Annotated in this window: 28 protein-coding genes and 4 tRNA genes; 19 read left to right on the top strand and 13 right to left on the bottom strand. The window is 40.2% G+C overall.

What is annotated here, in order from left to right; all coding sequences use genetic code 11:
- Positions 1-36 precede the first annotated feature (36 nt).
- The 3 genes from ACWIUE_RS10340 to ACWIUE_RS10350 are packed head-to-tail and all read left to right on the top strand — an operon-like array spanning position 37 to position 2,859.
- On the top strand, positions 37-732 hold the full coding sequence (locus ACWIUE_RS10340) for a RipA family octameric membrane protein (protein ID WP_454136678.1): 696 nt from the start codon (positions 37-39) through the stop codon (positions 730-732).
- 27 nt (positions 733-759) lie between these two features.
- Entirely contained in the window at positions 760-2,535 is a 1,776-nt protein-coding gene (locus ACWIUE_RS10345) for a BspA family leucine-rich repeat surface protein (protein ID WP_454136679.1), read from the top strand.
- A gap of 21 nt (positions 2,536-2,556) precedes the next feature.
- Positions 2,557-2,859, top strand: coding sequence for a hypothetical protein (locus tag ACWIUE_RS10350; RefSeq protein WP_454136680.1), 303 nt, complete (start codon positions 2,557-2,559; stop codon positions 2,857-2,859).
- Positions 2,860-2,865: 6 nt separating this feature from the next.
- Here ACWIUE_RS10350 and ACWIUE_RS10355 read toward each other — a convergent pair whose 3' ends face one another.
- The gene (locus ACWIUE_RS10355) at positions 2,866-3,372 is read right to left on the bottom strand and encodes a hypothetical protein (RefSeq protein WP_454136681.1); all 507 of its coding nucleotides are present in this window, start codon (positions 3,370-3,372) and stop codon (positions 2,866-2,868) included.
- 108 nt (positions 3,373-3,480) lie between these two features.
- Here ACWIUE_RS10355 and ACWIUE_RS10360 point away from each other — a divergent pair, with 108 nt between their 5' ends.
- From ACWIUE_RS10360 to ACWIUE_RS10385, 6 genes are all read left to right on the top strand, one after another.
- On the top strand, positions 3,481-4,527 hold the full coding sequence (locus ACWIUE_RS10360) for a GDP-L-fucose synthase family protein (RefSeq protein ID WP_454136682.1): 1,047 nt from the start codon (positions 3,481-3,483) through the stop codon (positions 4,525-4,527).
- Positions 4,528-4,551: 24 nt separating this feature from the next.
- Positions 4,552-4,785, top strand: a complete 234-nt coding sequence (locus ACWIUE_RS10365) for a BrnA antitoxin family protein (protein ID WP_454136683.1) — start codon at positions 4,552-4,554, stop codon at positions 4,783-4,785.
- A gap of 66 nt (positions 4,786-4,851) precedes the next feature.
- A tRNA-Gly gene (locus ACWIUE_RS10370) sits at positions 4,852-4,926 on the top strand.
- A 48-nt stretch (positions 4,927-4,974) separates the two neighbouring features.
- Positions 4,975-5,062, top strand: a tRNA-Leu gene (locus ACWIUE_RS10375).
- 9 nt (positions 5,063-5,071) lie between these two features.
- Positions 5,072-5,146 (top strand) — tRNA-Cys (locus ACWIUE_RS10380).
- A 74-nt stretch (positions 5,147-5,220) separates the two neighbouring features.
- Positions 5,221-5,308, top strand: a tRNA-Ser gene (locus ACWIUE_RS10385).
- Between the two features lie 179 nt (positions 5,309-5,487).
- Here the strand turns inward: ACWIUE_RS10385 and ACWIUE_RS10390 are convergent.
- Positions 5,488-5,781: a hypothetical protein gene (locus ACWIUE_RS10390; RefSeq protein ID WP_454136684.1), complete on the bottom strand. Its 294-nt coding sequence runs from the start codon at positions 5,779-5,781 to the stop codon at positions 5,488-5,490.
- 73 nt (positions 5,782-5,854) lie between these two features.
- Here ACWIUE_RS10390 and ACWIUE_RS10395 point away from each other — a divergent pair, with 73 nt between their 5' ends.
- From ACWIUE_RS10395 to metK, 3 genes are all read left to right on the top strand, one after another.
- The gene (locus tag ACWIUE_RS10395; protein ID WP_454136685.1) at positions 5,855-6,151 is read left to right on the top strand and encodes a hypothetical protein; all 297 of its coding nucleotides are present in this window, start codon (positions 5,855-5,857) and stop codon (positions 6,149-6,151) included.
- Between the two features lie 4 nt (positions 6,152-6,155).
- The gene (locus tag ACWIUE_RS10400; protein WP_454136686.1) at positions 6,156-7,175 is read left to right on the top strand and encodes a sensor histidine kinase; all 1,020 of its coding nucleotides are present in this window, start codon (positions 6,156-6,158) and stop codon (positions 7,173-7,175) included.
- Positions 7,176-7,309: 134 nt separating this feature from the next.
- Positions 7,310-8,467: a methionine adenosyltransferase gene (metK, locus tag ACWIUE_RS10405; protein ID WP_454136687.1), complete on the top strand. Its 1,158-nt coding sequence runs from the start codon at positions 7,310-7,312 to the stop codon at positions 8,465-8,467.
- A gap of 254 nt (positions 8,468-8,721) precedes the next feature.
- Here metK and ACWIUE_RS10410 read toward each other — a convergent pair whose 3' ends face one another.
- Together ACWIUE_RS10410 and ACWIUE_RS10415 are read right to left on the bottom strand one after the other, a co-directional pair.
- Positions 8,722-9,906 carry a hypothetical protein gene (locus ACWIUE_RS10410; RefSeq protein ID WP_454136688.1) on the bottom strand — a complete coding sequence of 395 codons (1,185 nt, stop codon included), beginning with the start codon at positions 9,904-9,906 and terminating at the stop codon, positions 8,722-8,724.
- Positions 9,846-10,043, bottom strand: coding sequence for a hypothetical protein (locus tag ACWIUE_RS10415; RefSeq protein ID WP_454136689.1), 198 nt, complete (start codon positions 10,041-10,043; stop codon positions 9,846-9,848). Before ACWIUE_RS10415 ends, ACWIUE_RS10410 begins: the two co-directional genes overlap by 61 nt.
- A gap of 469 nt (positions 10,044-10,512) precedes the next feature.
- Between ACWIUE_RS10415 and ACWIUE_RS10420 the strand changes: the two genes are divergently transcribed.
- Together ACWIUE_RS10420 and ACWIUE_RS10425 are read left to right on the top strand one after the other, a co-directional pair.
- Entirely contained in the window at positions 10,513-10,752 is a 240-nt protein-coding gene (locus tag ACWIUE_RS10420; protein ID WP_454136690.1) for a hypothetical protein, read from the top strand.
- Positions 10,671-10,961, top strand: coding sequence for a hypothetical protein (locus ACWIUE_RS10425; protein ID WP_454136691.1), 291 nt, complete (start codon positions 10,671-10,673; stop codon positions 10,959-10,961). The genes ACWIUE_RS10420 and ACWIUE_RS10425 overlap by 82 nt, the downstream gene beginning before the upstream one ends.
- Here ACWIUE_RS10425 and fliY read toward each other — a convergent pair.
- The 8 genes from fliY to aroQ form a co-directional block, all read right to left on the bottom strand.
- Positions 10,950-11,792, bottom strand: a complete 843-nt coding sequence (gene fliY, locus ACWIUE_RS10430; protein WP_454136692.1) for a flagellar motor switch protein FliY — start codon at positions 11,790-11,792, stop codon at positions 10,950-10,952. The two genes, ACWIUE_RS10425 and fliY, sit on opposite strands and share 12 nt — an antisense overlap.
- A 2-nt stretch (positions 11,793-11,794) precedes the next feature.
- Positions 11,795-12,862 carry a flagellar motor switch protein FliM gene (gene fliM / locus ACWIUE_RS10435; RefSeq protein WP_454136693.1) on the bottom strand — a complete coding sequence of 356 codons (1,068 nt, stop codon included), beginning with the start codon at positions 12,860-12,862 and terminating at the stop codon, positions 11,795-11,797.
- The gene (locus ACWIUE_RS10440) at positions 12,855-13,556 is read right to left on the bottom strand and encodes an RNA polymerase sigma factor FliA (protein WP_454136694.1); all 702 of its coding nucleotides are present in this window, start codon (positions 13,554-13,556) and stop codon (positions 12,855-12,857) included. The genes fliM and ACWIUE_RS10440 overlap by 8 nt, the downstream gene beginning before the upstream one ends.
- Before the next feature lies 1 nt (position 13,557).
- Entirely contained in the window at positions 13,558-13,875 is a 318-nt protein-coding gene (locus ACWIUE_RS10445) for a hypothetical protein (RefSeq protein ID WP_454136695.1), read from the bottom strand.
- A 128-nt stretch (positions 13,876-14,003) separates the two neighbouring features.
- Positions 14,004-14,906 (bottom strand): P-loop NTPase, encoded by a 903-nt coding sequence (locus tag ACWIUE_RS10450; protein ID WP_454136696.1) that lies wholly within the window; start codon positions 14,904-14,906, stop codon positions 14,004-14,006.
- Positions 14,903-16,300, bottom strand: coding sequence for a flagellar biosynthesis protein FlhF (gene flhF, locus ACWIUE_RS10455; protein ID WP_454136697.1), 1,398 nt, complete (start codon positions 16,298-16,300; stop codon positions 14,903-14,905). Before flhF ends, ACWIUE_RS10450 begins: the two co-directional genes overlap by 4 nt.
- Positions 16,301-16,786 carry a 2-amino-4-hydroxy-6-hydroxymethyldihydropteridine diphosphokinase gene (folK, locus tag ACWIUE_RS10460; protein WP_454136705.1) on the bottom strand — a complete coding sequence of 162 codons (486 nt, stop codon included), beginning with the start codon at positions 16,784-16,786 and terminating at the stop codon, positions 16,301-16,303.
- Positions 16,787-16,954: 168 nt separating this feature from the next.
- Positions 16,955-17,425: a type II 3-dehydroquinate dehydratase gene (gene aroQ / locus ACWIUE_RS10465; protein ID WP_454136698.1), complete on the bottom strand. Its 471-nt coding sequence runs from the start codon at positions 17,423-17,425 to the stop codon at positions 16,955-16,957.
- Positions 17,426-17,662: 237 nt separating this feature from the next.
- Between aroQ and ACWIUE_RS10470 the strand changes: the two genes are divergently transcribed.
- From ACWIUE_RS10470 to ACWIUE_RS10490, 5 genes are all read left to right on the top strand, one after another.
- On the top strand, positions 17,663-19,588 hold the full coding sequence (locus ACWIUE_RS10470) for a TonB-dependent receptor domain-containing protein (protein ID WP_454136699.1): 1,926 nt from the start codon (positions 17,663-17,665) through the stop codon (positions 19,586-19,588).
- A gap of 22 nt (positions 19,589-19,610) precedes the next feature.
- Positions 19,611-20,594 (top strand): ABC transporter substrate-binding protein, encoded by a 984-nt coding sequence (locus tag ACWIUE_RS10475; RefSeq protein WP_454136700.1) that lies wholly within the window; start codon positions 19,611-19,613, stop codon positions 20,592-20,594.
- Positions 20,595-20,660: 66 nt separating this feature from the next.
- Positions 20,661-21,458: an ABC transporter permease gene (locus tag ACWIUE_RS10480; RefSeq protein WP_454136701.1), complete on the top strand. Its 798-nt coding sequence runs from the start codon at positions 20,661-20,663 to the stop codon at positions 21,456-21,458.
- 2 nt (positions 21,459-21,460) lie between these two features.
- Positions 21,461-22,147: an ATP-binding cassette domain-containing protein gene (locus ACWIUE_RS10485; protein WP_454136702.1), complete on the top strand. Its 687-nt coding sequence runs from the start codon at positions 21,461-21,463 to the stop codon at positions 22,145-22,147.
- On the top strand, positions 22,140-23,246 hold the full coding sequence (locus ACWIUE_RS10490; protein WP_454136703.1) for an NnrS family protein: 1,107 nt from the start codon (positions 22,140-22,142) through the stop codon (positions 23,244-23,246). The genes ACWIUE_RS10485 and ACWIUE_RS10490 overlap by 8 nt, the downstream gene beginning before the upstream one ends.
- Positions 23,247-23,402: 156 nt before the next feature.
- Here ACWIUE_RS10490 and ACWIUE_RS10495 read toward each other — a convergent pair whose 3' ends face one another.
- Positions 23,403-25,049, bottom strand: coding sequence for a lactate permease LctP family transporter (locus tag ACWIUE_RS10495; protein WP_454136704.1), 1,647 nt, complete (start codon positions 25,047-25,049; stop codon positions 23,403-23,405).
- Positions 25,050-25,307: the final 258 nt, after the last annotated feature.

Here is a 25,307-nt window from a genome sequence, read left to right on the forward strand (position 1 = left end):
GTTTTGCCTTTGCTTTACGATAAAAAGGAGCTAAAAATGTGTGATTTAGATGAAAAATTGAAAAAATACGAGATTTTATACACTGCCTATGCCGATGAGATTCGCAATCTATGGCAACGCTCTATATTTTTGGGTGCGTTTATGGCTTTGGCGTGGGGCGGATATGGTGCATTGCAATTGAAGTTTATCGAACAATGTTTGCAAAATATTTGTGCCTATCATTTCGCTTCGCTTGGACTTTGTGCTGTGATTATTGTGCTATCGCTACTTTGGATAGCTATGGCAAAAGGCTCAAAGTTTGTGCAAGAGGCGCACGAAAAACATATAGAGCGATACACGAAAAATTGTGATTGCAATCTTTTCTGTGATTTGGGTAAATATGAAACAAAACTGAAACATAAAATTGGCAGAAGCCTAATATTGTGTGGCACATTAAAGCCGTTTCGTTACTCACCTAGTCGAATCAATATTGCGCTTGGGTGGGTAAGTTGGGCAGTTGGCTTTATTTTGCTCAATTGGCATTTGAATCACTGCGATAAAATAAATAATGTTTTAGAATTTATTATAGATTATAGAATGTTGTTTATGCTTGGACTTTCTTTTGTTGTTGTGTGGTTTGTTGCGTTATGTATTGGTTGTGGGTTAAAAGGTGGTTCTAAATCTTGGTTTGTTTATATATGGGATTTTTTAAAAGCAGCTTTATTAAAAGCAAAAAATAAGTTAAAAGCCTAATGAAATTTATAAAAAGGAGAAATAAAAATGGCTAAATATACACCAAAAAATAAATACGAGCTAAAAAAGCTCGTAGCAGATGAGAGCATATATCTAGGAGATATTGATACAAGCAATATCACGGATATGGAAGGACTTTTTTATTATCGAAAATATTATCTTGGCTATCAAAGCGAAAGGCGCGATTTTAGTGGGATAGAGACTTGGGATACTTCAAATGTTGTAACTATGAGTTTAATGTTTTCGGGCAATAAGCATTTTAATCATAATATAAATAGCTGGAATGTTTCAAGGGTTGTTGATATGCAACAAATGTTTAGCAGTGCAGAATCATTTAATCAACCACTAAATAATTGGAATATTTCTAATGTTGTAAATATGTGTTATATGTTTAGTGGTGCAAAATCATTCAATCAGCCACTTGATAATTGGGATACTTCAAATGTAAAAATTATGGGAAGTATGTTTTATGATGCAAAATCGTTTAATCAAAATTTAGATTTGTGGAATATAGATAGCGTAGTAAGTAATGTGGATATGTTTAAAGATAGTGGTATGAAAACTTTGCCTAAATGGTGGTGCGATAAAGTCATTGAAAATCCACAAGGAAGACATTATTTTTCTATAGAAGAGGCAACAAAAGAAAATTATGTATCTAAAGCTATGCGTAAGCATATCACAAAAGACGCGCAAAGTGGCAAATATATACCTAAAACAAGAAATGAATTGTGGGCTTTGTGCTATGGCGACGAAATTTCATTAAGCGATATTGATACGAGCAATATTATAGATATGAATCGCATTTTTGATAAATCTGGTAGAAAAGATTTTAGTGGCATAGAGACTTGGGATACTTCAAAAGTGGTGGATATGAGTTTTATGTTTAGCGAAATAGATACTTTTAACAAAAATATAAGCTCTTGGAATATCTCAAATGTGGTTAGTATGTATTGTATGTTTAAAAAAGCCAAATCTTTTAATCAACCACTTGATAATTGGGATACTTCGAGTGTAGAATTTATGGGAAGTATGTTTGAAGGTGCAAAATCGTTTAATCAAAACATAGATTCGTGGAATGTCGGCAATGTGCGTGATAATGTAGAAATGTTTTGGGATAGTGGAGTGGATAAACTACCAAAATGGTATAAGAAAAAGGAAATTGGCAACAAACAAATAATGGGGGAGCGCATAGCTGAAGTTTTGGCAAATCCACAAGCCAAAGCAAAACCAAAGCCACAGCAAAGCAAGGTGCAATCGGGCGATTTTGACTTTTGGCAAGGCAAAAACACTATTATAATAGTCATAGTTGCCTTGCTTATAGGTGTATCCATAGGATTTATAAAAAGCAAGTTCAAAGAAAGCAATAAAGCCAAATCGCCACCCACCCAAACCACGCAACCTATGCAAACCCAAAAGCCACAACCAACACAATCCACCAAAATGCCCCGATGCGATAATAAAAATTTGCTAAATCATCTCATAAAAACAGATAAAGAAGGTTGGGTAAAATATATAAATAAAGACATAGAGTTTTGGGAAAGAACACAAGAATTAGGAAAAGAAAAAGGTTTAAATCTTACAGATATAAATGATTATATAGAAAACAGAAAATATGACATCATAAGCGTAGAGACAAAATCGCACGACGTAGCTAATCGTAGAGTTGTGTGCAAAGCAGAAGTTACGCAAACTGATTTACTATTATTTCCAAATGAGCCGTTACAAACTTCTTGGAATTACATTGTGCAACTTAATAATGACAATTCAATCAGTTGGGGATGGGTGCAAAGCGATAATCCATAGGCGAATATATGCGCAAATCGTGTGTTTTATGTGAATCTAAACGCAAGATTCGCGCTTTTTAGATTTGTGTGGAATTATTGTGAGATTCTGCGAAATTTTTACGAGATTCTGCGATTCGCAGAATCTAACGCAGAATCTAAAAAATTATCGTCATTACAAACGAGCGAAGCGAGTGTGGCAATCCAAATTTGCAGAATCTGCGTTGTTTTCATAAGATTCTGCGATTTTGCAAATTCTCGCAATGACAAAAATCACACTAGATTCTGCGAAATTTATAAAATTTTCGTGCGAGATTCTGCGATTTTACTTACCACACAAATCTAATTTTAATCATTCGTCCCCTAATTTTTCTACGCCTTTTTCTATCCCTTTTTGAAGCGCGTCTGTGGCTTTGTTCGCGCCTTTTTTGATACCTTTGTCAATCGCATTTCTGGTTTTCCCTGCGCCATCTTTAAGTGAGTTTTTGCCATCTTTAAGTGCTTTTTTGCCGCCCTTAATCGCGCTTTCGCCTTTTTGCGCGCCTTTTTGGATTTTTGCTTTGCCGTCTTTTACGCCTTTGCTAGTTGCGCTTTTTGCCTTTGCCGTGCCTTTTTCAAGCTTATCTGCGCCTTTTTTAACTTTGTCTTTGCCCTTTTGGACTGCGCCTTTGGCTTTATCCGCGCCTTTTTTGATGGACTTTTTGCCTTTTTGCTCGGCGTTTCCTACGCCCTCGCTAATGGTTTGCCTCGCAGAATCTGCGTCACTTTTCAACGCCTCTTTAATATTACTGCCAAAATCCGCCGCAAACAGCGCACTTCCCGCGATAAAGCTCACTAACATACTGCTAAAAATTTTCATCCTAAATCCTTTCTTTCGCTAAATTTTAAACGCCATTAAACTATTTTTTTGTGAAAAAAATGTGAATTTTTATATAATTGCGCGAATTTTTTTAAAAAAGGGGGCGAAATGAAGGCAGATTCTGCGATTTTTATAGCTGGGCATAAGGGGCTTGTTGGCAGTGCGATTGTGAGAGAATTGCAAAGTCGTGGTTACAAAAATCTCATCACAGCGGACAAAAGCAAGTTAGATTTGCGTGATTTTAGCGCGGTTGAGGCGTTTTTCAAAGCGCAAAATATTGAAATCATCTTTCTTTGTGCGGCAAAAGTGGGCGGGATTCTTGCAAATAGCACATATCGCGCGGATTTTATCTATGAAAATTTGGCGATTCAAAACAATGTCATTTTTAACGCGCATCGATTCGGCGTGAAAAAACTGCTATTTTTGGGCTCATCGTGCATTTATCCGCGTAACGCGCCCCAGCCGATTGGCGAATCTGCCTTGCTTACAAGCGAGTTAGAATACACAAATGAACCCTATGCGATTGCCAAAATCGCGGGGTTGAAGCTCGCCGAATCCTTTGCGCTTCAATATGGTTGCAATTTTATCGCTGTGATGCCGACAAATCTCTATGGCGAAAATGACAATTTTGACTTGCAAAATTCGCACGTCCTCCCCGCGCTAATTCGCAAAATCTTTTTGGCAAAGTGCTTGGAGAGTGGCGAAATAGCGCGAGTAAAGGCGAATCTTGGCGCAGATTATAAAGCAATCTTGCGTGAATATGGCATAAGTGCGGAGCGCGTGAATATTTGGGGCAGTGGCAATGTGCGCCGTGAGTTTCTCCACGCTGATGATATGGCTAGGGCGTGTGTGTTTTTGATGGAGAGCGTGGATTTTAGCGATTTGGCGCGAGAGTGCGAAAAAAGTGGCAAAGAGATTCGCAATACGCACATAAATATCGGTTCGGGCTCGGATATAAGCATTCGTGATTTGGCAGAGATTATTAAAAAAATCATCGGTTTTAGCGGGGAACTTGCCTTTGACAAAAGCAAACCCGATGGGACAAAGCAAAAATTACTAGATATTTCAAAGCTACAAAATTTAGGATTCGCCCCGCAAATCAGCCTAAAATGTGGGATAAAAGCGGTGTATGAGAGTTATAAAGCGCGAAATTAAAGTAAATTTAATATAATTATGTCTATGAAAAAAGAATATAACTTTTCTAAATCAACGCCAAATCCGTATTTTGAGGCGATTTCTACGCAAAATAGCACAGCAAAAAAAGCGCGAAAAAAGCAGATTTCAATCAATCTAAATGTGGATACGATTGATTATTTTAAAAATATGGCAAACAAGCAGGGCGTGTCTTATCAAACGCTAATGAATATTTTTTTAAATCAATGCGTTTCAAAAAAGTTAGAGATAAAAATTTAAAAAATTATTGCAATATCTAATTTTTTTAGGTAGAATTTCGCTTTTTATTTGAAAATTTCAAATTTTGCGGGAATAGCTCAGTGGTAGAGCGCGACCTTGCCAAGGTCGAGGCCGCGGGTTCGAAACCCGTTTCCCGCTCCAAAATTAAACAAATATCAAATCATCATTTTTTTAAAATGCGAAATCAAAGCTCGGGTGGTGGAATTGGTAGACACAAGGGACTTAAAATCCCTCGGATATTGCATCCGTGCCGGTTCAAGTCCGGCTTCGAGCACCACGATTTTGTGGCGACATAGCCAAGTGGTAAGGCGTGGGCCTGCAAAGCCCTGATTCCCCAGTTCGAATCTGGGTGTCGCCTCCAAAAATTCACTTTTACGCGCTGTTTTTGAGTGTGAATCTTGTGATAATTTGGACGCATTTTAAAGCGCGATAGTGCGGGAGATGGCTGAGTGGTTGAAAGCGGCGGTCTTGAAAACCGTTGAGGGTAACACCTCCGGGGGTTCGAATCCCTCTCTCCCGGCCACGAATGAAACTCCAAAACATTCCAAAGTTTGTAAATCCACATTTAGATTCTGCGTTTTTCCTCTTTTTATCGCAGAATCTGCAATGTTTATGATTTTTGCGCACTAGATTCTGCGTTTTATAAAATTTGCAGAATCTCGCCAAATTTCGCAGAATCTAAAAAGAGATTCTTCGCTCATTTTATTCGCTCGGAATGACAATTTGGAGGGCAATTATGCAAATCAAATAAAAAACGCAGAATCTTAAATAATATAGATTGCCACGAAGTCGCCCAAAGTGCGACTTCTCGCAATGACGAAAAAATGCGCTAGATTCTGCGCTTCGTGTGAGATTCTGTGAATCGCACGAAAATCGCAGAATCTTAAATAAAAAATCCAAATTTTCGCAGAATCTGCCATCAAATTTTCGCAGAATCTCGCCCCCAAGCGAAATATTATACGGAATATTTTTTGCTACTTTTGCCTTTAAATTCACGCGATTTTTTAAATTTCACGAATTTTTTAAAATTCACGCGATTTTTAAAATTCACAAAAATTTGGAGCGACAAATGCAAATTTCATCAAATCCACTTCACACACGCGCATTTTACACGCAAGAAATCCCGCAAATAAACTCCACAGATGACGCGAAATTAAAAGAGCAAACTGACGCATTTGAGGCGTTAATCTTAAAATTTATGCTAGATTCTGCGCTAAAAATGGATAATCCGCTCTATCCCAAAGAGGCGGGCAGCGCGATTTATGAGTCGATGTATAAAGATAGCATTGCAAATGCGGTGAGCGGGGACTTTGGATATAGCAACTTGCTTTTTTCGTATTTGAAAGATTTGCAAAAAGGCAAATAGCGCGATGGAGACGCTAGATGAGGTTTTAAAGCAAATCATTAGCGAGTATAGCACGAGCAGCGAGCGAGATTCTGCGCTGCGGATTTTGGAGGCGATTATCGAGCAGATAAATATCGCCGAGCGCGAGTATAGCGAACAAATTGCGATTTATAATCTCATTTTGGAGGCGATTCCTACGCCGATTTGGGTGCTAAATGCCGATGACACTTTCTTTTATCATAACTCGCACGCAAGGGCGATACACGGCATTTTGGAGATTTGCCCGAGTGAGTTTAGCGAATGCGAAGTGCTGTTTGAAAACGAAAATTATTTGATGCACAAAACCACCAAAAACGCCAAAACCATCATCACCGCCACAAATATCACAAATGAAAAGCAAAAAGAGCGACTTGCCTCGATGGGGCAGATTTCCGCGCACCTAGCGCACGAGATACGAAACCCCGTAGGCGCGATAAATCTAATGATTTCAAGTCTGCTAAATGAAAATTTGGACGCCAAAAGCAAACTTTGCTTGTTGCAGATGAAGCGGGCGATTTGGCAGGTGGAGCGACTAATCCGCGCGACTTTGATGATTAGCAAAGGTGTGAAATCCACGAGGTGCGTACATTCAAGCGATATAATCCGCCAAAGCGTGGAGGGCGCGATAAAATACATTGATTATGGCAAAAAAATCGACTTTTTTTACGATATTCGCGCAGAATCTATCGTCTGCGATGGCGAACTGCTGAATGTTTTAGTGCAGAATCTAATCTCAAATGCCATCGATGTGATTGAGGATAGCGAAATCGCAGAATCTGGCATTATAAAAGTGGAGTTTTTCACGCAGGGAGCGCAGATTCTGCGGATTTATGATAATGGCGATGAGGCGAGCGATTTGGCAAATTTATTTATCCCATTCAAAAGCACAAAAAGCAAGGGAAATGGACTTGGACTAGCACTTTGCAAAGAGATTGCAAACGCGCATAATGGGGAGATTTCATACCACGAAACGCCAAAATATTTTGAAGTGAAATTTGAGTTATAATCTTTAAAATCGCAAAAATCTATCCGCAGAATCTAATATTTTTAAAATTTGCAAAAACATAATGTAATTTTAAGTTTTTGTGCTACAATTTCGCCCGTATTTTTTATCAAAATTTCAAATACGAGGTGAATTTAATGAAATCTTTTCTTTTCACAAGCGAATCCGTTACAGAGGGACATCCAGACAAAATGGCTGACCAAATCAGCGATGCAGTGCTAGACTACATAATCGCGCGCGATAAAAGTGCGCGTGTGGCGTGTGAAACGCTACTTAGCAATGGCTTTTGCGTAATCGCAGGCGAGCTAAAAACTAGCATTTACGCGCCTATGCAAGACATCGCACGCGAAGTGGTGCAAGACATCGGCTACACAGACGCGCTATATGGCTTTGACTACAAGTCCTGCGCGGTGCTAAATGGCATAGGCGAGCAAAGCCCTGACATCAATCAAGGCGTCGATAGAGAAGATGGCGAAATCGGCGCAGGCGACCAAGGGCTTATGTTTGGCTATGCGTGCAGGGAGACTCCTAGCCTTATGCCACTGCCTATTTGGCTCTCACACAGGCTCACAGAGGGCTTAGCGGCAAAGCGCAAAGACGGCACTTTGCCATTTTTGCGCCCTGATGGCAAATCCCAAGTAACCGTGCGCTATGAAAATGGCATTCCAAAGAGCATTGATACGATTGTCATCTCTACGCAACACAGCCCAGAAACGCAACAAAGCCACCTAAAAGACGCCGTGATAGCAGAAATCGTCCAAAAAGTCCTACCAAAGGAATATCTAAGCGATAATATCCGCTACTTTGTCAATCCCACAGGCAAATTTGTCATCGGCGGACCGCAAGGCGATGCGGGGCTCACAGGGCGCAAAATCATCGTGGATACTTACGGCGGGAGCTGTCCGCACGGAGGCGGTGCATTTAGCGGCAAAGACCCTAGCAAAGTCGATAGAAGCGCGGCGTATGCGGCTCGCTATGTGGCGAAAAATCTCGTGGCAAGTGGCGTGTGCGACAAAGCAGTGGTGCAGCTAGCTTATGCTATCGGCGTGGTAGAGCCTGTATCGATTTTGGTAGATACGCAAGGCACGGGCAAAGTGGAAGATTCTGTGCTGACAGAATGTGTGAAAAACACCTTTCGCCTAACGCCAAAAGGCATAATCGAATCGCTTGACTTGCTCCGCCCAATCTATCGTAAAACCGCAGCGTATGGACACTTTGGACGCGAACTAAGTGAATTTAGCTGGGAAAAAACAGACAAAATCGAAGCGATAAGGGATTTTTGCAAGATTAAGTGAAACGCAGAATCTGATAAATTTGTCATTGCGAGGCGTGCTTGCAAACCCTGCATTTGCGAAGCAAAATCGTGGCAATCTATAATTAGATTCTGCGATTTTTTGTTCGATTCCGCAGAATCTAAATAGTTTTTTGGCGCAGATTCTGCGATTTTCGTGCAAGATTCTGCGATTCGCAGAATCTATATTAGTAATGACGAAAATTTCACGCGAATCTAAAAAAATAGATTCGCGATTCGCGCCTTTTCAAAATCGCGCTACTTTTTATTTTTCTTTTCGTATTCTTCGCGCTCTCTTTTGATGTCTAGCTCCGCTTTGGTTTTTTCGTAGATTTTGTCATAGACATCATCAAAGAGATTCATACATTGCTTGGATTCACCCCAGCTTAAATCCTTGCATTTTGCCTTTTTGCCATTGCCTAAATTTATGTAGTCATTTTCAATGGCAGCTTTTGCTTTTCTACTAGCAAGGCAATCTGCCGCACTAGCGTCATCTGTCATATTCTTATAACGCGTAACATTTTTATTAGTAACAAGACTTGATTGTCCTGATAGTTTCTTTTGCCATTGCTCTTTAAATTTTGACGCCCTTATATATTCGACATCATTATCCCTATTTTGCCGAATGTATTTATCCAAATTTGTTTCTAACCATTTTGGCATTGCATCGCATATTAGCCACTCATTTTCAAATGCTTTTTCTTCCTCAAAAGTGATGGGCAAAGTTTTTGTGTTTCTTATGGTTTCATTATACGCACTAACTAGCCATTTGTTGCACTCGCTATTGTTAGCATAGCTGTCCTTAAAAGCATCCTCGTAGTAATTGCTATAATCTTTGCCTTTGCTTTCATAAGTCATTAGTCGCAATCTCAAATCCGCTGGTGTGCAACCACCTGCATTTTTTAACTGCGATTGAAGTGATTTGATATAGGCTGTTTTATAATGTGCCAAGCATTTGGAGGCGTCTTTGTAATCTAAATTCGCACATTTTGCCTTTTTGCCACTGCCTAAATTTATCGATTCGCTCTCTATGGCTTGTAGAGCCGCTTTTCCAGCGCGACATTGTTTGGCGGCAAGTGAATGCGATTTACCAATCCATTCCGCCCAATCTGTTTTTAACTTCAAAGCCTCTGTATAGACTTTGTCATTGCCTTTATTTTGAGCGATATATCCATCTAACTTTGTTTCCAACCACTCGGGCATTTTTACACATACATTCCACTCTTTTTCAAATGCCTCTTCTTCTTTGATATTAGAAGGCACTTTTTTAGCCTTTTTGATAGCTTCATTGTATGATGCGATTGCCAAATCATTGCATTTTCCATCGCTTCCCATAAAAATATCCACATAATGCGCATAATTTTCTCTAAATCGCTGATTATTTACCTCATCTGTGCTGTAATTCGACTGCTTATGCGCTCTTTTAAATCCGTAGGGATACAATCTTTTATGTCCTTTACAGATTCTGCTCTTTGGATTGTGCCAACGCCAAACAATCCGCCAAATATATCGCCAACCGCGCAACCGCTAAACATTGCGCCACAAATACACACGCCTACAAGTAATCTTAACTTACTCATTTTTCTCTCCTTTTGTTTTGAAGTTTTAAAATTATGTTCGCCATTTTGGAGCGAATCTTGTTTGTAACATTGCCTAACCGCCGACTTAAAATCCACGCGCGAATCTTGTGCGCGAAATTATTTTATGTAATCATTTGGATTCCTTTGTAAGTAGTTAGAAAAGTGAAGTTTTTGTCATTGCGAGGCGCACAAAGTGCAACGAAGCAATCCAAAAAGTAATAAAGTGGATTTTTAAAATTTAACGCGTGAATTTGGGATAAGTGAGATAAAAAATCAGTTAGATAAAGAGCAAATCCCCCCCCCCAAGAGAGTTTCTAAAAGTGAGATTCTGCGATTTATAAAATCATTGCGTTTCAAAATGTGCCTTTTGTGTGAAAATTTCAAAATAAAATCCGCATTTTAGTTTGAATCAAATTAAAAAATTCTTAAAAGCATTTGAATTTTTAAGATTTTTTTGCTTTGCGCGAGAATGACAATTTTTTTATTTTCAGATTCTGCGTTTTTTACAGAATCTAATATGTGGATTGCTTCGTTGCACTCGCTTCGCTTCGTGCGCCTCGCAATGACGAAATGGCGCACTAGATTCTGTGAGAAATTACCCACCCCCTTAATCCCCCTCCGCAAGGGATGGGGAACAAAAAGCAGATTCTGCGAATCGCAGAATCTAATCAAATCAAATTTCACACAAAAATCGCAGAATCTGCCCTAAATTTCGCAAAATCTAGCGCACAAATCTACCGCAAAATCATACCCCATCTAAAATCCCAAGCTCTTCGATTTTGGCGCATTTCGCAGAATCTAATGCAAAAAATTCAAATCAAATCTACCGCAAAATCTGCCCTAAATTCCGCAGAATCTCATCAAATCAAATCTCGCAGAATCTCCCAAGATAAAAAGCAAATCACCCTACCCTTTTAACTGCTCCAATCGCTCTTTTTTTGTGCCGATTTCGGTGATTTGGACGCCAAAGTTGCCATCGATTATCACAACTTCGCCTTTTGCGATGACTTTATCATCGACTAAAATATCAAGCGGGTCGTTTGCAAGTTGATTTAGCTCAATCACGCTGCCAATATCCATCGAAATGACATCTTTCAAAAGCATTTTCTTTTGTCCGATTCGCACTCGCACTTGCATTTTGACATCAAGCAACATTGCGATATTTCGCGATTGCGCACTGCCCAAAATCGCAGAATCTCCGCTATTTGCCAAATCTTTTGGCGGTTTTGGGGTAGATTCTGCTTTGCCAAGTATCGCATTTTCAAGTTCGCTATTAAATAAAATCACAAAGTTTGAGTGCAACTGCGCGAGATTGAAGGCAAATTCGCACCCCTTTTCAAATCCGCCAAAACGCATATTGCCTTGCAAAATCTCGGCATTTGTGACTTTGAAATCAAGCGGTGGGAGCGACTTTTGCGCTTTGAGTGCGGTGGAGAGTGCGCTAAAAATATTTGCCACAATCTCTTTTGTCGCGTCCAAATCATCGTTTGATACTTGAATATCGCCAATCGCAGAATCTACCATCTCTCCACCAAGCATTAAGTCCGCTAATGCCACGCAAAGGGCATTTGGCGCGATGAAAAGCAACTTTTCGCTATTTGCTTCAAGGGTGATTTTGGCAAAGGGTGGCGTAATATTTAGCGATGAAATCCCGCCGACTACGCCTTCGCCAATATCTGCCCTGCGCCCTGTGAGCCCTTCAATCGTTGAGATACACTCGCCCTTAATAAGATTCAAAAAATCCGTCATTTTCACACTTCCTCTTCATCTGCGCGGAGATTTTCTACGCGGTGTTTGCGGTTGTTTTCTAACATTTCTAGCACTTCTTTGACTTTGTCTTTTTCGGTTTCTATTATATCTTTTATTTTTATAGTTTTTCTATATCGTTGCAATCCAATTTCTGCGATATATTTGTCTCTCTCATCAATATTTACGATAATGGTATCATCTGCCACTCTATCCAAGCGAATCGTATCGCCTACTTGCAATTCTAACACTTCCTCCAAACTCAAACGCGCAGAGCCAAGCATTGCCGATACATTGACTAATGCACCGCCGATTAGCACTTGCAATTCTTTGTTGCGGGATTTTTTGGAGTTTGTCTCGCTTAACATTAAATCACGGCTTGCAAGGCGGGATAGCACCGATTCAAGCGAAATCACAGGATAGCAAATATTCATCATTCCGCTACTATGCCCGATTGTGATTTCCATAACAACCATAATGACAATTTCATTTTGCGCCACGATTTGAATAACGCTAGGCGAACTCTCTTTTGCATCAACAGCAGGGTAAATCTCTGTAATAGAACTCCACGCTTCTTTTAGATTGCTCATCACATAGCGCAAAATCGTATCAATTAGGCTTAATTCAATGTCGCTAAATTCTCTATTGACTTCATAGGGCTCGCCATTGCCACCCAAAAGCCTATCAATCATAGGGAAAGCGATTGATTGGTTTATCTCCAAAACGCCGCTACCATCTAATGGGCGCATAGAGAAAATATTAAAACTTGTCGGGCTTGGCAAACTCATCAAAAATTCGCCATAAGTCATTTGGTCGACTGAATGCAACTGAATCTCCACAATAGAGCGCATAATCGCCGAAATCTGCGAACTAAGATTCCGCGCCATCTTATCGTGAATCCCACGAAATGCGCGAAGTTGCTCTTTGCTAACGCGATTTGGGCGTTTAAAGTCATAAAGCGTTACTTGCTTTTTATGCAAAATCTCATTTGTAAAATCCCTCTCATCCTTGCTATCATCCTCCACAACTTCAAGTAGGGCGTCAATTTCCTCTTGGCTTAAAATATCAGCCATCGATATCCCCTAAACGATTGCGGATTTTTTTAATGACTTCTTTGTGGATTTGCGAAATGCGCGAGCTTGTAATATGCAGAATCTCGCTAATTTCGCCTAGCGAGAGTTCATCAAAATAATACATTTGGATTATCATCTGCTCTCTTTTGCCTAGCGTGCTTAAAATATTTTGGATTATGCCAACTAACTCATCTTTTTGGATATTTTCGACTACATTATCCGCGATTATGGCGTTATACTGCTCATCGATTGGGATTACGGTGTAAATATCTGATGCGATTCGCGCCTCTTTGATTTTTTTGACATCTTCGCCCAAAACTTCGGCTAAATATTCATCGGTGGGCTCTTCTTCATTTTCGTTGAAATATTTGGAGACTTCTTTGTCGATGGATTTGATTAGTTTGCGTGATGAGCGCGAGACTATGTCTAATTCGCGCAAATAATCTAACATTGAGCCATAAACGCGCATTTTTGCATAGCCCCAAAAGCTGTCATTTATGGAGCTATCGTAACGCCGTGCTAATTTTATCATCTCTTCTGTGCCAATTGATATTAAGTCATTTATGTCAATAGAGCTTGGCAATCGTTCGCGTAATCGAAACGCCATCGCGCGGAGTGCAGGCATATATTGAAGCATTAGGAAGTCTTGTGAGTGTTTTAGCTCGGCGGTGTATTTTTCAATGTTATTTTGCATTTTAATCCTCATTTATCGCGCTTAAATTATGCTTTAAATATTTGCGAATATTTTGTGCTTCACTCTCGCGCCTATCGAATTCTTTTGCGTAAAAATCTAATCGCGAATCCAAAATCTTAATATTGATTTTTTTGCTCTCATAATCCGTAAATTTCATATAAAAGCTCACCACCACAAGCGCGATTAGATAAATCACAATGGTGCAAATCAGCGTCCAAAGGACGATTAGTTCAGGGGCACTAAATTTTATCACCGAAATAATCAACCCGATGAAAAATCCCACCACCACGCTAAAACTAATATAATTATCCGCTTTCAAATCCATCCCTTTTTAGATTTTGCCACTAGATTCTGCGATTGCGCTAGATTCTGCGATTTCACACAAAATTCGCAGAATCGAAGAATCTAACGAATCTCGCTTTTTTGGCACAAATTCGCAGAATCTCGCTAAAATCGATACAGCAAATTTCGCAAAAATCTACTAAATCTATTTTCATTTAAAAGCATATTTTGTTCCGCTAGATTCTGCGATATGTTTTGCAAAAGATTCTGCGCGATGGTTTGAATACTCGCACTTGGCGGAGACTGCGGGAACACTTTGGCAAAGAGTTTGCGAGCGCGATTGCACTGCGTGATTAAATCGCTTGTTTGAATGCGCCCTAGCATTTCTAACTCCAAATGCGGGATATTCGCCCCCGCCACGCTTTGAATGCGCCCAAAAATATTGTCCGCTTCTTTTAGCGATTTCGCGCTATTTATAATCACAAAAATTTTCTTTTTGTGCTTTGAGGCGACTTTGATTGAGGCGTAAGAATCCGTCATCGACGAAGGGTCGGGCTGCGTTATCACAATCAAATGTTCGCTAATCTCTAAAAATCTCTGCACCCCCTCATTTATCCCCGCGCCCGTATCAAGCAGTAAAAAATCCAAATCATTTAACGCGTCGCTTTGCAGATTCTCCACAATGCTTTCATTGTAATCAAAAATCTCTTCGCCCGTGTGCCCGGGGATTAGCAATAAATTATGCTTGATTTGGATGATGATATCATCTAACTTCGCCCTGCCCTGCAAAACATCAAGCAGATTTTTTTCGACTTTTACACCAAAAATCACATCTAAATTTGCAAGCCCAATATCCGCGTCAAAAACGCCGACTTTATATCCCATCTCGCAAAGCGTGTATGCTAAATTCGCGCTGATTGTGGATTTCCCCACGCCTCCCTTGCCCGAAGTTATGGCGATAATTTGCAAAGATTTCGCAGAATCTAGCGGAGATTCTGCGATTTTCGTGCGAGATTCTGCGTTTTGCGCTAATAGTCTATCTAATCCTGCTGCTTGATTTTCTATCATCGTATAATCGCGTCACGAGCGGGTTTTTGAAAGCCATTTATTATGCAGTCTGCCAAATAGTCATTTTTCGCCACCATAATATCATCCGGCACGCCCTGCCCGAAAGTTAGGTAACTAAGCGGTTTTTTCGTGTCATAAATGAGCGAAAAAATATTGCCAAAGCCCTTGCTTTCATCTAGCTTCGTCCAAATGATTGTATCGATATTTAGAATGCTAAATGCCCCATAAATATCGCGCAAATCCTCAAACTTCGTATTTGCCGATAGCACCAAATTCACATCAATACCATATCCATTACTCGCAAAACGGCGCAAAATATCTAACTTTTGCTTGTCATTTTGCGAACTTCCAAGCGTATCAATCAAAATGTAATCGCAGTATTTCAAATCATCCAAACTCCGCTCAAACTCCGCCGTATCGCTGACTTTGTCGATTGACACCTTTAATCTCTTCGCATAAAATGCAAGCTGCTCAAACGCGCCAATGCGATAGCAATCAAGCGTAATCAACCCGACTTTATATTTATGCTTAATGCTGTAATGTGTGGCGAGTTTGGCAATGGTAGTCGTTTTCCCCACGCCTGTGGGACCTACGAGCATTACAATGCGCTTTTTTTTCATATCGATATTTTCCGTGCGACAAGGGATGAGTTTGCGAAGCACCTCGCGGAAAAATCGCTTTATTGTGGTGGAGTTTTCCCGCATTGAAAGGGGCATATTTTCTTGTGAGAGCTGCATTAGCTCTTCTAAATGCTCATTTTTCATACCGCTATTTTTGCAAATGCGATAAATCTCTGCAAACTCTTGCGGGACGGCATTTGCATTTGCTCGCACGCCCACATCATTCCAAAACATACTTTGCAAAAGCTTCATTTTGTCATCTAACTTTTCGATGGATGATTTAATGTATTTCAGCTCTTTTAGCTCATTTGCGCTCATTTTGGCAATCATCTCGCGCGTTTTGAAAACGGGATTATACGCAGAATCTGCCTTGTTTTCGGTAGATTCTGCGGTAGATTCTGCGATTTGTCGAGGTTTTAGGGGCGAATTTGGCTGAATAATATTGCTAATTTCCTTTACCGCGCTTGAAATTTTGGCATTTATCTCCATCTCGCGGGCAAGCTTCTCACTGCGCCTTTTTTCTAACTCTTTTTGCGCGATTTTATCAAGGCGATTTTGAATGCTATTTTGCGTAGAATCTGTCGCAGATTCTGCGATTTCCTTTGGTTTTTCATCGACTATGACAATCTCATACAATCCATTTTCCAAAAGCGTCTTTTTTTTCAGCTCACGCGAATTTACGACAATCGCGTCATCGCCGTGCTTTTGCTTGACTAGCTCCATCGCTTCCTTGTAAGTGGGCGCGGTGTAGGTGAAAAGTTGCACATCTTGCATTTAGAACCCTTTGTAATTTGCTTGATAAAATAGCGGGATTAGCACACTAGCGCGATTTTGCCACTGCGTGTGCGGGATATTTAGCTTTGTGCTTCGCATAAAAATATCATTAAAGAAAATTATGTCAATATCAAGTGTGCGCGGGGCGTTTTTAAAGGCGCGAATCCGCGCCCGCCCGAAGATTCGCTCCATATAAAAGATAAACGCATAAAATTCCATTAGGCACATACTCGTGGCAAGTAGCATTGTGGCATTGTAAAAAAATGGCTGATTTGCGTAGCCAAAGGGTGGATTTTTGTAAATGGGCGAAGTTTGCAAAATGTGAATTTTTGTATTTTGCGTGAGTTTGTGAAAAAATGCCCTAAAAGTGCGAAGCGGATTTTTTAGATTCGCCCCAAGTGCGATGATTGTGGTGTTTGGGAGGCAAAATCTGCGAGATTCTGCGAAATTTGCAGAATCTGCGTTTTTTTGGTTAGATTCTGCGATTTTCACCGCAGAATCTGTCCCGTCATTGCGAGACTTGCCAAAGGCAAGTCGTGGCGTCCGTGCGAAGCACTGACCCACACCTGCAAATCTATTATTAAATGGATAAAAATGATTGCAAATTAGCTTTGATTCACTCATAAATCCACCCTAGATTCTGCGATTTGCGCGCTATTTTTTGGCTTCATTTTGCTTTTTTAGTTGCGTGATTTCTGTGATGATTTGCATAACGGAGAGTAGTCCGATATGGTAGCCAAATGGTCCAAATCCAGCGATAACTCCCGCGCACATCGCGCCTGTGAGCGATTTTTTGCGAAAATCCTCTCGCGCCAAAATGTTACTTAAATGCACCTCAACGACAGGAATCCCCACAAGCGCGATTGCATCAGCGATTGCAATAGAAGTGTGCGAATACGCCGCAGGATTGATGAGAATGCCCTCCGCCGTGCCGATACACTCTTGAATCTTATCGACAATCTCGCCCTCAAAATTGCTTTGAAAAAACTCGATTTCAAAGTTATTTTGCTTTGCAAGTGCCTCCATATTGGCGTGAATCTGCTCTAATTTCATATCGCCATAAAGTCGCGGGTCGCGGTGTCCTAGCATATTTAGATTTGGTCCTTGAATGACTACGATTTTCATAAATGTCCTTTTTGCAAAAAAATAATTTGCGATTATAGCGAATTTTCATTTTAAAAAGCGAAATTTGGTGGAAAAATTATACAAAGCCATATTTTTCCGCACTACCGCACTACAAAGCATTTCACAAAATTTTCGCAAAAAATTTTTAAAAATTAACATAAGTTAATATTTTTTGTAAAAAAATATGGATAGAATTTCGCTTTTATTTTAAAAACGATTATTACAAAGGATTTCAATATGAGACAGAAAAATATATTTTCAATGCCGATTTTAAGCGCATTTTGCGCCGTTTATGGCAATTTAATGGCAGATGATTTGGCAAGTCCAAATCAAGTCAAACCTTTGGTGCAATTCTCACCTCCGCCACTTATAACGCCACAAAACGCGCTTTCATCAAAGCTAGAAAATCAGTTTGATAACTCGCAGCGCAATTTTTATCATAGCGTTACAAACACGCTAGATAGCGCGATGAATCCATTTCATTTTGCAAGTGGATTTTTTGGACGCTCAAATTACACAAGCCTTTTGGCAAAATTTCGCGATTCGCAAGTCTATGGCAATTTGGTGGCACATTATTCTTATGCGAATCCCTACACAGACGGCTATGGGGACAAAGTGGATTTTGGATACAAGCGCAAGGGCGCAAGTGTAGTTTTGGGCGCAGTGCCAAATGCGTTTAATGAGCTAAAAGCGACATTTATCTATGATAATATCGCCGATGACAAACAGCCACATTATCAAATGGACCCTGTGGATACCACGCGATTCGTAGGGAAAATCGATTATCGTTTGGGCAAAGATGATTTAAGCAATACGATGAATTTAGGCGCGTTTTATCGCAATGTCTCGCGCAGGGCAAATAACTTTGACTTGCGGGAAAATAACGGCACAGCACGAATGAAAATGGAAGTTGATAGGCATATATTTGATTTTAGCGCGATTTATGATTATAAAGGTGGCGAATCTAGCGTTAATTCAAATGCCAAAGGCGAATCCAAATTTTTGCATAATTCATTTGGGTTAATCTACACGCTAGATAGCCACACTGCAAAGCGATTCGCCTCTCAAAATTATGGCGCGTTTAATCACAATGGCTACCGAATCCCAAATGCCTTTGTCAATCAAATTAGCGCGTTTGATACGCTGACTTTGACGCCTGATTCGCTTAATAAAATCACACTTGGGATTCACTATGATTATAACATTGCGGATTTAAAGGACAAAAATGTCGTAGTCGGCACACAAAATGGCAACAACGGGCAAATCACCGCAAATAATATGTGGTTTGCACATTATGGTAAGCGCGTGGAGGGGCTGATACAATCCCACGCAGTGAGTGCGAGTTTCAACTATGATATACGCCCAAGCGATTCGCAACTTTATACGATAAATATTTCTACATTAGAGCGAATCCCAAGCAATGATGAGCGATTCGTGGCAGTGAATCCGCCCGGACAACAAGCTCACGCTCAAGCGTGGGTTAGCAATCCATTTCTAAAACCAGAGCGGCGCAATCGAGCGAAATTAAGCGCGGAAATCGCAAGTGATTCATATATCAACTATATGGAATCGCGCTTTGATGAAAATGCCTTTAAATTTGGATTTAGCGTTGTGGCGGATTATGCAAATCGCTTTATAATCTATGATAGATTCACAAATGCCACACAGGCAAACTACAATCAGCACATAATTTCGCGCAATGTCGATGCGTTTTTGTTAAGTGCGAATGCAAATTTTGCGTATAATTTTTTGGGACTTTTTGGCATAAAGCTAAATCTTTGGTATGCCTATGGGCAAAATCTAAGCGACAAAAGGGCGTTATATCAGATTCGCCCATTTGAAGCGCAGTTAAATTTTGACTATGAGGATTACGCGCCTTTTGGAAAATACAATATTGGCGCAGGATTTCGTGGCGTGGCAAAGCAAAATAGATATGATACTATTTTAGGCATTGATGCGCCAAAAAGCGGATTTGTGGTGCTTGATTTATACGCTGGATTTAGCATAATGGATAAGTTAGGGATTCGGCTTGGCGTAGATAATGTGTTGGATAATGGATATAGCGAATTTATAAGTGCATCGCACGTGGAATCGCTAAGCCCTACTAGCATTGTAAATGCGCCGGGGCGGACATTTTATGTGAGTATTCACGGCAATTTTTAAATTTTTAAATGAAAGGATAAAAATGACAACAATAAATAGACGAGAATTTTTGGGTAAAAGCGGAAAATTAGGATTGGCAACAATGGCGAGTTTGGCAATGCCAAATCTTGCATTTGGAGCTGAATCGCTAACGATTTGGGGCGCACCTGCGTTAATTGCATTAAGCCTTGCGGTAGTTACACACAGAGGCGAAGCGCGAAAGCAAAAAGATTTAAAGTTGAAAATTTGGAATAGCGTAGATGTGCTTCGTGTGGGCTTTGCAAGTGGTGATTGGGTGTTAAGTGCCGCACCTTCAAATGTCGGCATAAATTTAGCAAATCAAGGCTTTGATGTAAAATTGCTAAATGTGCTAACAAGCGGACTAAACTACATTTTTGCACGCGATGAGGGCATAAAAAATCTAAAAGATTTGGAGGGCAAAAAAATCATCGTGCCTTTTAAAAATGACATTCCAGACATCGTGCTAACCGCGCTTTGCAAGAAAATGGGCGTTGATATGAGTAAGATTCATATAACTTACGCGGCAAATCCACCACAAGCAGCGCAACTTTTCATCGCCAAAGATGAATTTGACGCTGTTTTATCCCAAGAGCCGCTTGCGTCTGCGCTAACGCTAATGGCAAAGAAAAATGGCATTAGCGTTTATAGGCAGATTTCTATACAAGAGCAGTGGTTTCAAGCATTTGGGTTAAAGATTCCACAAGCGGGGTTGATTGTAAATGGTGCGTTTTATGAAGCAAATAAGGCGTTTTTTGAATCGTTGCATAGCGATTTGCAAAATGCTGTGAAATGGATAGATTCAAACAAAGACAGCGCGGCAAAATTAGGCGCAAAATATCTCCCAGCACCAGAAGCAGCGATAAAATTATCCATTCCTTATGCCAATATGGTTGCACTAAAAGCAAGTGAAGTGGCAGATGATTTGATGAAATTTTATGAAATCATTTTTGAGCTAAATCCGCAGTTTTTGGGCGGAAAAATGCCTGATAAAAGTTTCTTTTTGTGATTTTTAAACGCATTTTAGATTCGACACACATTGTGTGAATCTATCACATTTTAATGGAGCGAATCTATGATTTTAGAGGACGGAGTAAAATTAAAAAGAGGCATTTTGCCAAATCTAAGTGAGCATTTTTTTGGCGCGTTTAACACGCTTGGGATTATTTGCTTTTTTATGGGTTTGTGGGAGTTTGTAGCGCATTTCACAAACCCTATCATTTTGCCAAGTGCGCTTGAATCTTTGATTCGCGCATATCATTTGATATTTAGCGAAAATAGTGAATTGCTTTTGAGTTTGCAAAGAGCGTTAAGTTCAATCCTTGCGGGATTTTTGTGTGGTGTCATTTTGGGTGCAGTGGCGGCAAATTTCAAAAGTTTCGCGCTTTTTATCAAACCAATCGTAGATATTTTGCAAGGAATCGCGCCCATTGTGTGGGTAGTTTTGGCATTATTTTGGTTTGGCGTGGGGAATTTAAGTGTTGTTTTTACTTGTTTTATCACAATTTTGCCTTTAAGTTTTGGGGCAAGTTTTGTAAGCGTGATGAAGTTAGATTCGCGCCTTAGCGAAGTTTGCAAAGCGTATAATTTTGGTTTATTTAAACGCTTTAAAGTTTTTTATCTGCCTTCAACTATGCCATTTTTGCTAAGCAATTTAAGCGTAGTCTTTGCAATGGGGATTAAAATCATCATAATGGCAGAGCTTTTAGGCGCAAGTAATGGCGTAGGCGCAAAAATCAACGATGCGCGAAATTTCCTTGACACCACGCAAATTTTAGCATTTGTTTTGATATTAGTCGCGCTAATTTTGCTCTTTGAATCGCTTGTCATAAAATCGCTAAAAATCACTTTGCTTCCGTGGTTGGAGAAATAACTATGCTGACAATTCAAAATTTGCGCTACCAAATCGCACAAAGCGACATTATTAAGGATTTTAATTTGCATTTGCCAAAGGGCAAAATTTTCACACTTTTTGGCGCAAGTGGCTGTGGCAAATCTACGCTACTTCGTTGTGTGGCTGGGATTTTGGAGAGTGAGAGTGGCATTATAGATTCAGCAAAAAATGCGTTTGTTTTCCAAGAGCATTCATTGTTTGAAAATCTAAACGCGCTTGAAAATGTCGCAGTTGTGATGGATTCGCCAGATTATGTGTGGATTTTGGAGCAATTTGCGCTGTTATTTTTAAGCAAAAAAGACGCGCTAAAATATCCAAGCGAATTAAGTGGCGGAATGAGAGCGCGAGTGGCATTTGTCCGTGCTTTGGCATATAATGCGCCTTTATTGTTGCTAGATGAGCCGTTTTCGGGGCTTGATTCGCAGGTAAAAAGGATTTTGATAGAAAAATTACTTGATAGGGTGCAAAATCACAATCACTCTGCCTTACTTGTAACCCACGATGCGCTTGAATCTTGCCTTATTAGCGATGAAATTTATTTTTTAAAGCCACATTTTATGGAGGTTGAAAAAGTCATTCATTTGGGCGTAGCGCAGAATTTGCGTAATGAAAATTTTATCAACGAGACATTAAAAACACATTTCAACAATAGGATTTACTTTGAGTAATTTTTTTACATATCCATTGCGGATTTTTTTCCTAAATGGCGCAGTTTTTGCAATTATTGCAAGTGTGGTTTTGGCATTTAATTTGGGCGATTTTGTGGCGTTGCATAAATTTATATTTTTGCAGAGTTTTTTGGGTGCGGCATTTGCTGGATTTTTGCTAACTGCGCTTCCTATTTGGTGTGAAATAGAAGTCAATCGAAAGCCTTTTAGTATGGTTTCATTTGTGATGTTGTGGATTGCGTTTTTGGGCTGTGCGTTTATAGATGAATCGCTTGGCTATGCGATAATGAGCGCGTTTTGGTTTGTGCTATTTTTAGTCGCGCTTTGGTGGATTATAAAGGCAAAAAACACGGCGAATCTTATTTTAATATTTGCTCTTTTTGGGCTTTTTGCATTAAGTGCGGTGCAAATTTTTATGCGTGAAGTGCGATTCGCTTATGCGTTTATCCATCTTTGCGCCCTTGCCACGCTAATAGTTAGCTTTCGCGTAAGCCTTGTGCTAGGCAATGAAGCCATAAAATCACTGCCAAATAGCGATTCGCTAATGTTTATCCCAAATGTTGCTTTGAAAAATATCTCTTGCTTTTTGGTTTTTGCGCTAATTATAGCAACTATATGGGGCAAAAGCGCGAATCTAAACGCATTTTTATCGCTTGGCGTGGGTTTTAGCCTTATGTCGCGCTTATCACAATGGCACTATCGCATTTTTTTTACTACGCATTACACGCTCATACTTTACGCGCTATTTTTAGGATTTAGCGCAAGCTATATCGCGCTTGGCATAGCGTATTTTGCAAATGCTTATATTAGCCCTGCTATGCACTTTTTAAATATTTTTGTGATATTGGGATTTGTGCTATTTATTTTCAATGTCGCTTCACTGCGCCATACGGCTAATCAAATCTTTATTTTTTCACTTTTGACGCGCATTAGTTTTGTCGCGCTGTTTTTATCGGCGATTTCGCGTGGGATTTTGATGAATTTTGCAGGGATTTTTTATATCACAATCCCTGCGATTCTTGTGGCACTTGCCTTTGTGTATTTTATTGCTAAATTTTTAGGCATTTATAAAAACAATGATTTTAAGGCAGATAATTAAAAGCAGATTCAGCAGATTCAAGGGATTTTTAAATCATCACACGAATTTTAGCCCCTTGATTTGCCTTGATTTGAAGTAGATTCTGCGAATCACACGAAAATCGCAGAATCTAGCACTTTGGGAGCGATTTCAAAAGCCCCCAAAAGTTTTAAACAACTATTTCGCTACTTGCACCACATCAGGGATAATACCCGGCAACATAAAGGCGATGATTGCCGTCCAAATGCCGATGATTATGGCAAATGCGACTGAATATTTAAATGTGAATTTAAATAGCTCACTCTCGCGTCCTACAAGCCCCACCGCCGCACACGCGATTGCGATGCTTTGTGGGCTTATCATTTTGCCTACAACGCCACCTACTGAGTTTGCCGCCAAAAATAACGCTTCTTTCACGCCAAGCGCGTTTGCCGTGACTTGTTGCAATGGACCAAAGAGCAAGTTCGCGCTTGTATCGCTCCCCGTTAAGAAAACGCCAATCCACCCGATAATCGGGCTAAAAAACGCAAACGCACTGCCTGTCTCCGCAAACGCAGTCCCTAGCGTCCCGCTCATACCGCTATTTTTCGCAATAAAGGCAAACGCCACGACAAGCCCGATAGTGATACAAGGAATCGCCATTTCTTTAAGCGTATCGCCAAGTGCCTCTTCTACGATATTTGATTTGATACGCAAAAATACAATCGTAAGCAACGCCGCCACCAAAATCGCAGTCCCCGCTTGAAGCCCGATAAAGCTAATATCAAGCGACAGCCCCATCGCCTTGCCCGTGCTATCTACGATATTATTGCCAATATTTGAAAATACAAGCTGAACCTTGCTGTAATCTAACGCCGCCCCTTTTGCAAACAACGCCTTAAACCACGGCTGCGTCCAAATCACAATGCAGATGATTAGCAAGATAAAGGGTAGCCACGCCTTAAACACCACGCCAATGCTTAATTGCTTATGCGATGAGAAGTCTTTGACATCATCAAGGCGGAATACATTTTTAACCTTCCAAAACTTCAAAAAGATTGTCGTGCAGGCAAGTGAAACCACCGCCGAAACGATATCAGGCAATTCCGCGCCAAGAAAGTTTGAGCTTAAAAACTGCGTAGCGGTAAAGCTAACTGCCGCCACCAAAATCGCGGGGAAAGTCTCTTTCACGCCCTTAATGCCATCCATCAAAAATACGATGAAAAACGGCACAGTTAAGCTCAAAGGCACTAGCATTCGCCCTACCATCGCGGAAACTTCGTGTTGCTCTACGCCTACTAAATTTGCCATCGCAATAATTGGTATCCCAACCGCACCAAACGCTACAGGCGCGGTATTTGCGATTAGACAAAGTCCCGCTGCATAAAGTGGTTTTAGCCCTAGCCCCACTAGCAACGCCGCAGTAATCGCCACAGGTCCGCCAAATCCTATCGCCCCCTCTAAAAATGAGCCAAAGCAAAATCCAATCAAAATCACTTGGATTCGATGGTCGGGCGTGATTGTCATTACGCTTTCTTTTATCACCTCAAAACTGCCACTTTTAATTGATAGCTTGTAAAGGAAAATCGCCGCAATGATTATCCACGCAATAGGCCACATACCATTTGCAAAGCCCTGCACGAAGCTCGCCCCGATTAGCGAAAAGGGCATTTTATACGCAAAAAGTGCCACCAAAGTCGCCACAATCACCGTCATAAATCCAGCGATATAACCCTTCATCTTTAACACAAGCAAGCACAGCAAAAAGCATAAAATAGGGATAAACGCCACCACCGCACTTAAAAAAATATTACCCAACGGGTCAAAATTCTGCACAAAAGTCATAAAAACCTCCAAGTATTTTTTGCCTAAAAAGCACATAATTCTTACTAAATCCAAGTTAAAACACTCTTAATATTTGCCACAATATTTTGCAAATGTGTATTTTCTGCTACAATTCATCTTTTATTTTTGAAAATAAGGATGTGAAAATGAAAGAGTTGATTAAAAAAAGTTTGATTTTTAAGGTGCTAAATCCCTTGCGCTTGGCGATTCTGCGAATGTGGGAAAAGCGATTAAGCGATGAGGAATATTTCAAAAAAA

The organism is Helicobacter sp. 23-1045 (assembly GCF_053654655.1).

Coding starts and splice junctions, on each gene's coding strand:
- ACWIUE_RS10340 (WP_454136678.1), top strand. CDS start 37: ATGTGTGATTTAGATGAAAAATTGAAAAAATACGAGATTTTATACACT.
- ACWIUE_RS10345 (WP_454136679.1), top strand. CDS start 760: ATGGCTAAATATACACCAAAAAATAAATACGAGCTAAAAAAGCTCGTA.
- ACWIUE_RS10355 (WP_454136681.1), bottom strand. CDS start 3,372: ATGAAAATTTTTAGCAGTATGTTAGTGAGCTTTATCGCGGGAAGTGCG.
- ACWIUE_RS10360 (WP_454136682.1), top strand. CDS start 3,481: ATGAAGGCAGATTCTGCGATTTTTATAGCTGGGCATAAGGGGCTTGTT.
- ACWIUE_RS10365 (WP_454136683.1), top strand. CDS start 4,552: ATGAAAAAAGAATATAACTTTTCTAAATCAACGCCAAATCCGTATTTT.
- ACWIUE_RS10395 (WP_454136685.1), top strand. CDS start 5,855: ATGCAAATTTCATCAAATCCACTTCACACACGCGCATTTTACACGCAA.
- ACWIUE_RS10400 (WP_454136686.1), top strand. CDS start 6,156: ATGGAGACGCTAGATGAGGTTTTAAAGCAAATCATTAGCGAGTATAGC.
- metK (WP_454136687.1), top strand. CDS start 7,310: ATGAAATCTTTTCTTTTCACAAGCGAATCCGTTACAGAGGGACATCCA.
- ACWIUE_RS10415 (WP_454136689.1), bottom strand. CDS start 10,043: ATGAGTAAGTTAAGATTACTTGTAGGCGTGTGTATTTGTGGCGCAATG.
- ACWIUE_RS10420 (WP_454136690.1), top strand. CDS start 10,513: ATGACAATTTTTTTATTTTCAGATTCTGCGTTTTTTACAGAATCTAAT.
- ACWIUE_RS10425 (WP_454136691.1), top strand. CDS start 10,671: ATGGGGAACAAAAAGCAGATTCTGCGAATCGCAGAATCTAATCAAATC.
- fliY (WP_454136692.1), bottom strand. CDS start 11,792: ATGACGGATTTTTTGAATCTTATTAAGGGCGAGTGTATCTCAACGATT.
- fliM (WP_454136693.1), bottom strand. CDS start 12,862: ATGGCTGATATTTTAAGCCAAGAGGAAATTGACGCCCTACTTGAAGTT.
- ACWIUE_RS10440 (WP_454136694.1), bottom strand. CDS start 13,556: ATGCAAAATAACATTGAAAAATACACCGCCGAGCTAAAACACTCACAA.
- ACWIUE_RS10450 (WP_454136696.1), bottom strand. CDS start 14,906: ATGATAGAAAATCAAGCAGCAGGATTAGATAGACTATTAGCGCAAAAC.
- flhF (WP_454136697.1), bottom strand. CDS start 16,300: ATGCAAGATGTGCAACTTTTCACCTACACCGCGCCCACTTACAAGGAA.
- aroQ (WP_454136698.1), bottom strand. CDS start 17,425: ATGAAAATCGTAGTCATTCAAGGACCAAATCTAAATATGCTAGGACAC.
- ACWIUE_RS10470 (WP_454136699.1), top strand. CDS start 17,663: ATGAGACAGAAAAATATATTTTCAATGCCGATTTTAAGCGCATTTTGC.
- ACWIUE_RS10475 (WP_454136700.1), top strand. CDS start 19,611: ATGACAACAATAAATAGACGAGAATTTTTGGGTAAAAGCGGAAAATTA.
- ACWIUE_RS10480 (WP_454136701.1), top strand. CDS start 20,661: ATGATTTTAGAGGACGGAGTAAAATTAAAAAGAGGCATTTTGCCAAAT.
- ACWIUE_RS10485 (WP_454136702.1), top strand. CDS start 21,461: ATGCTGACAATTCAAAATTTGCGCTACCAAATCGCACAAAGCGACATT.
- ACWIUE_RS10495 (WP_454136704.1), bottom strand. CDS start 25,049: ATGACTTTTGTGCAGAATTTTGACCCGTTGGGTAATATTTTTTTAAGT.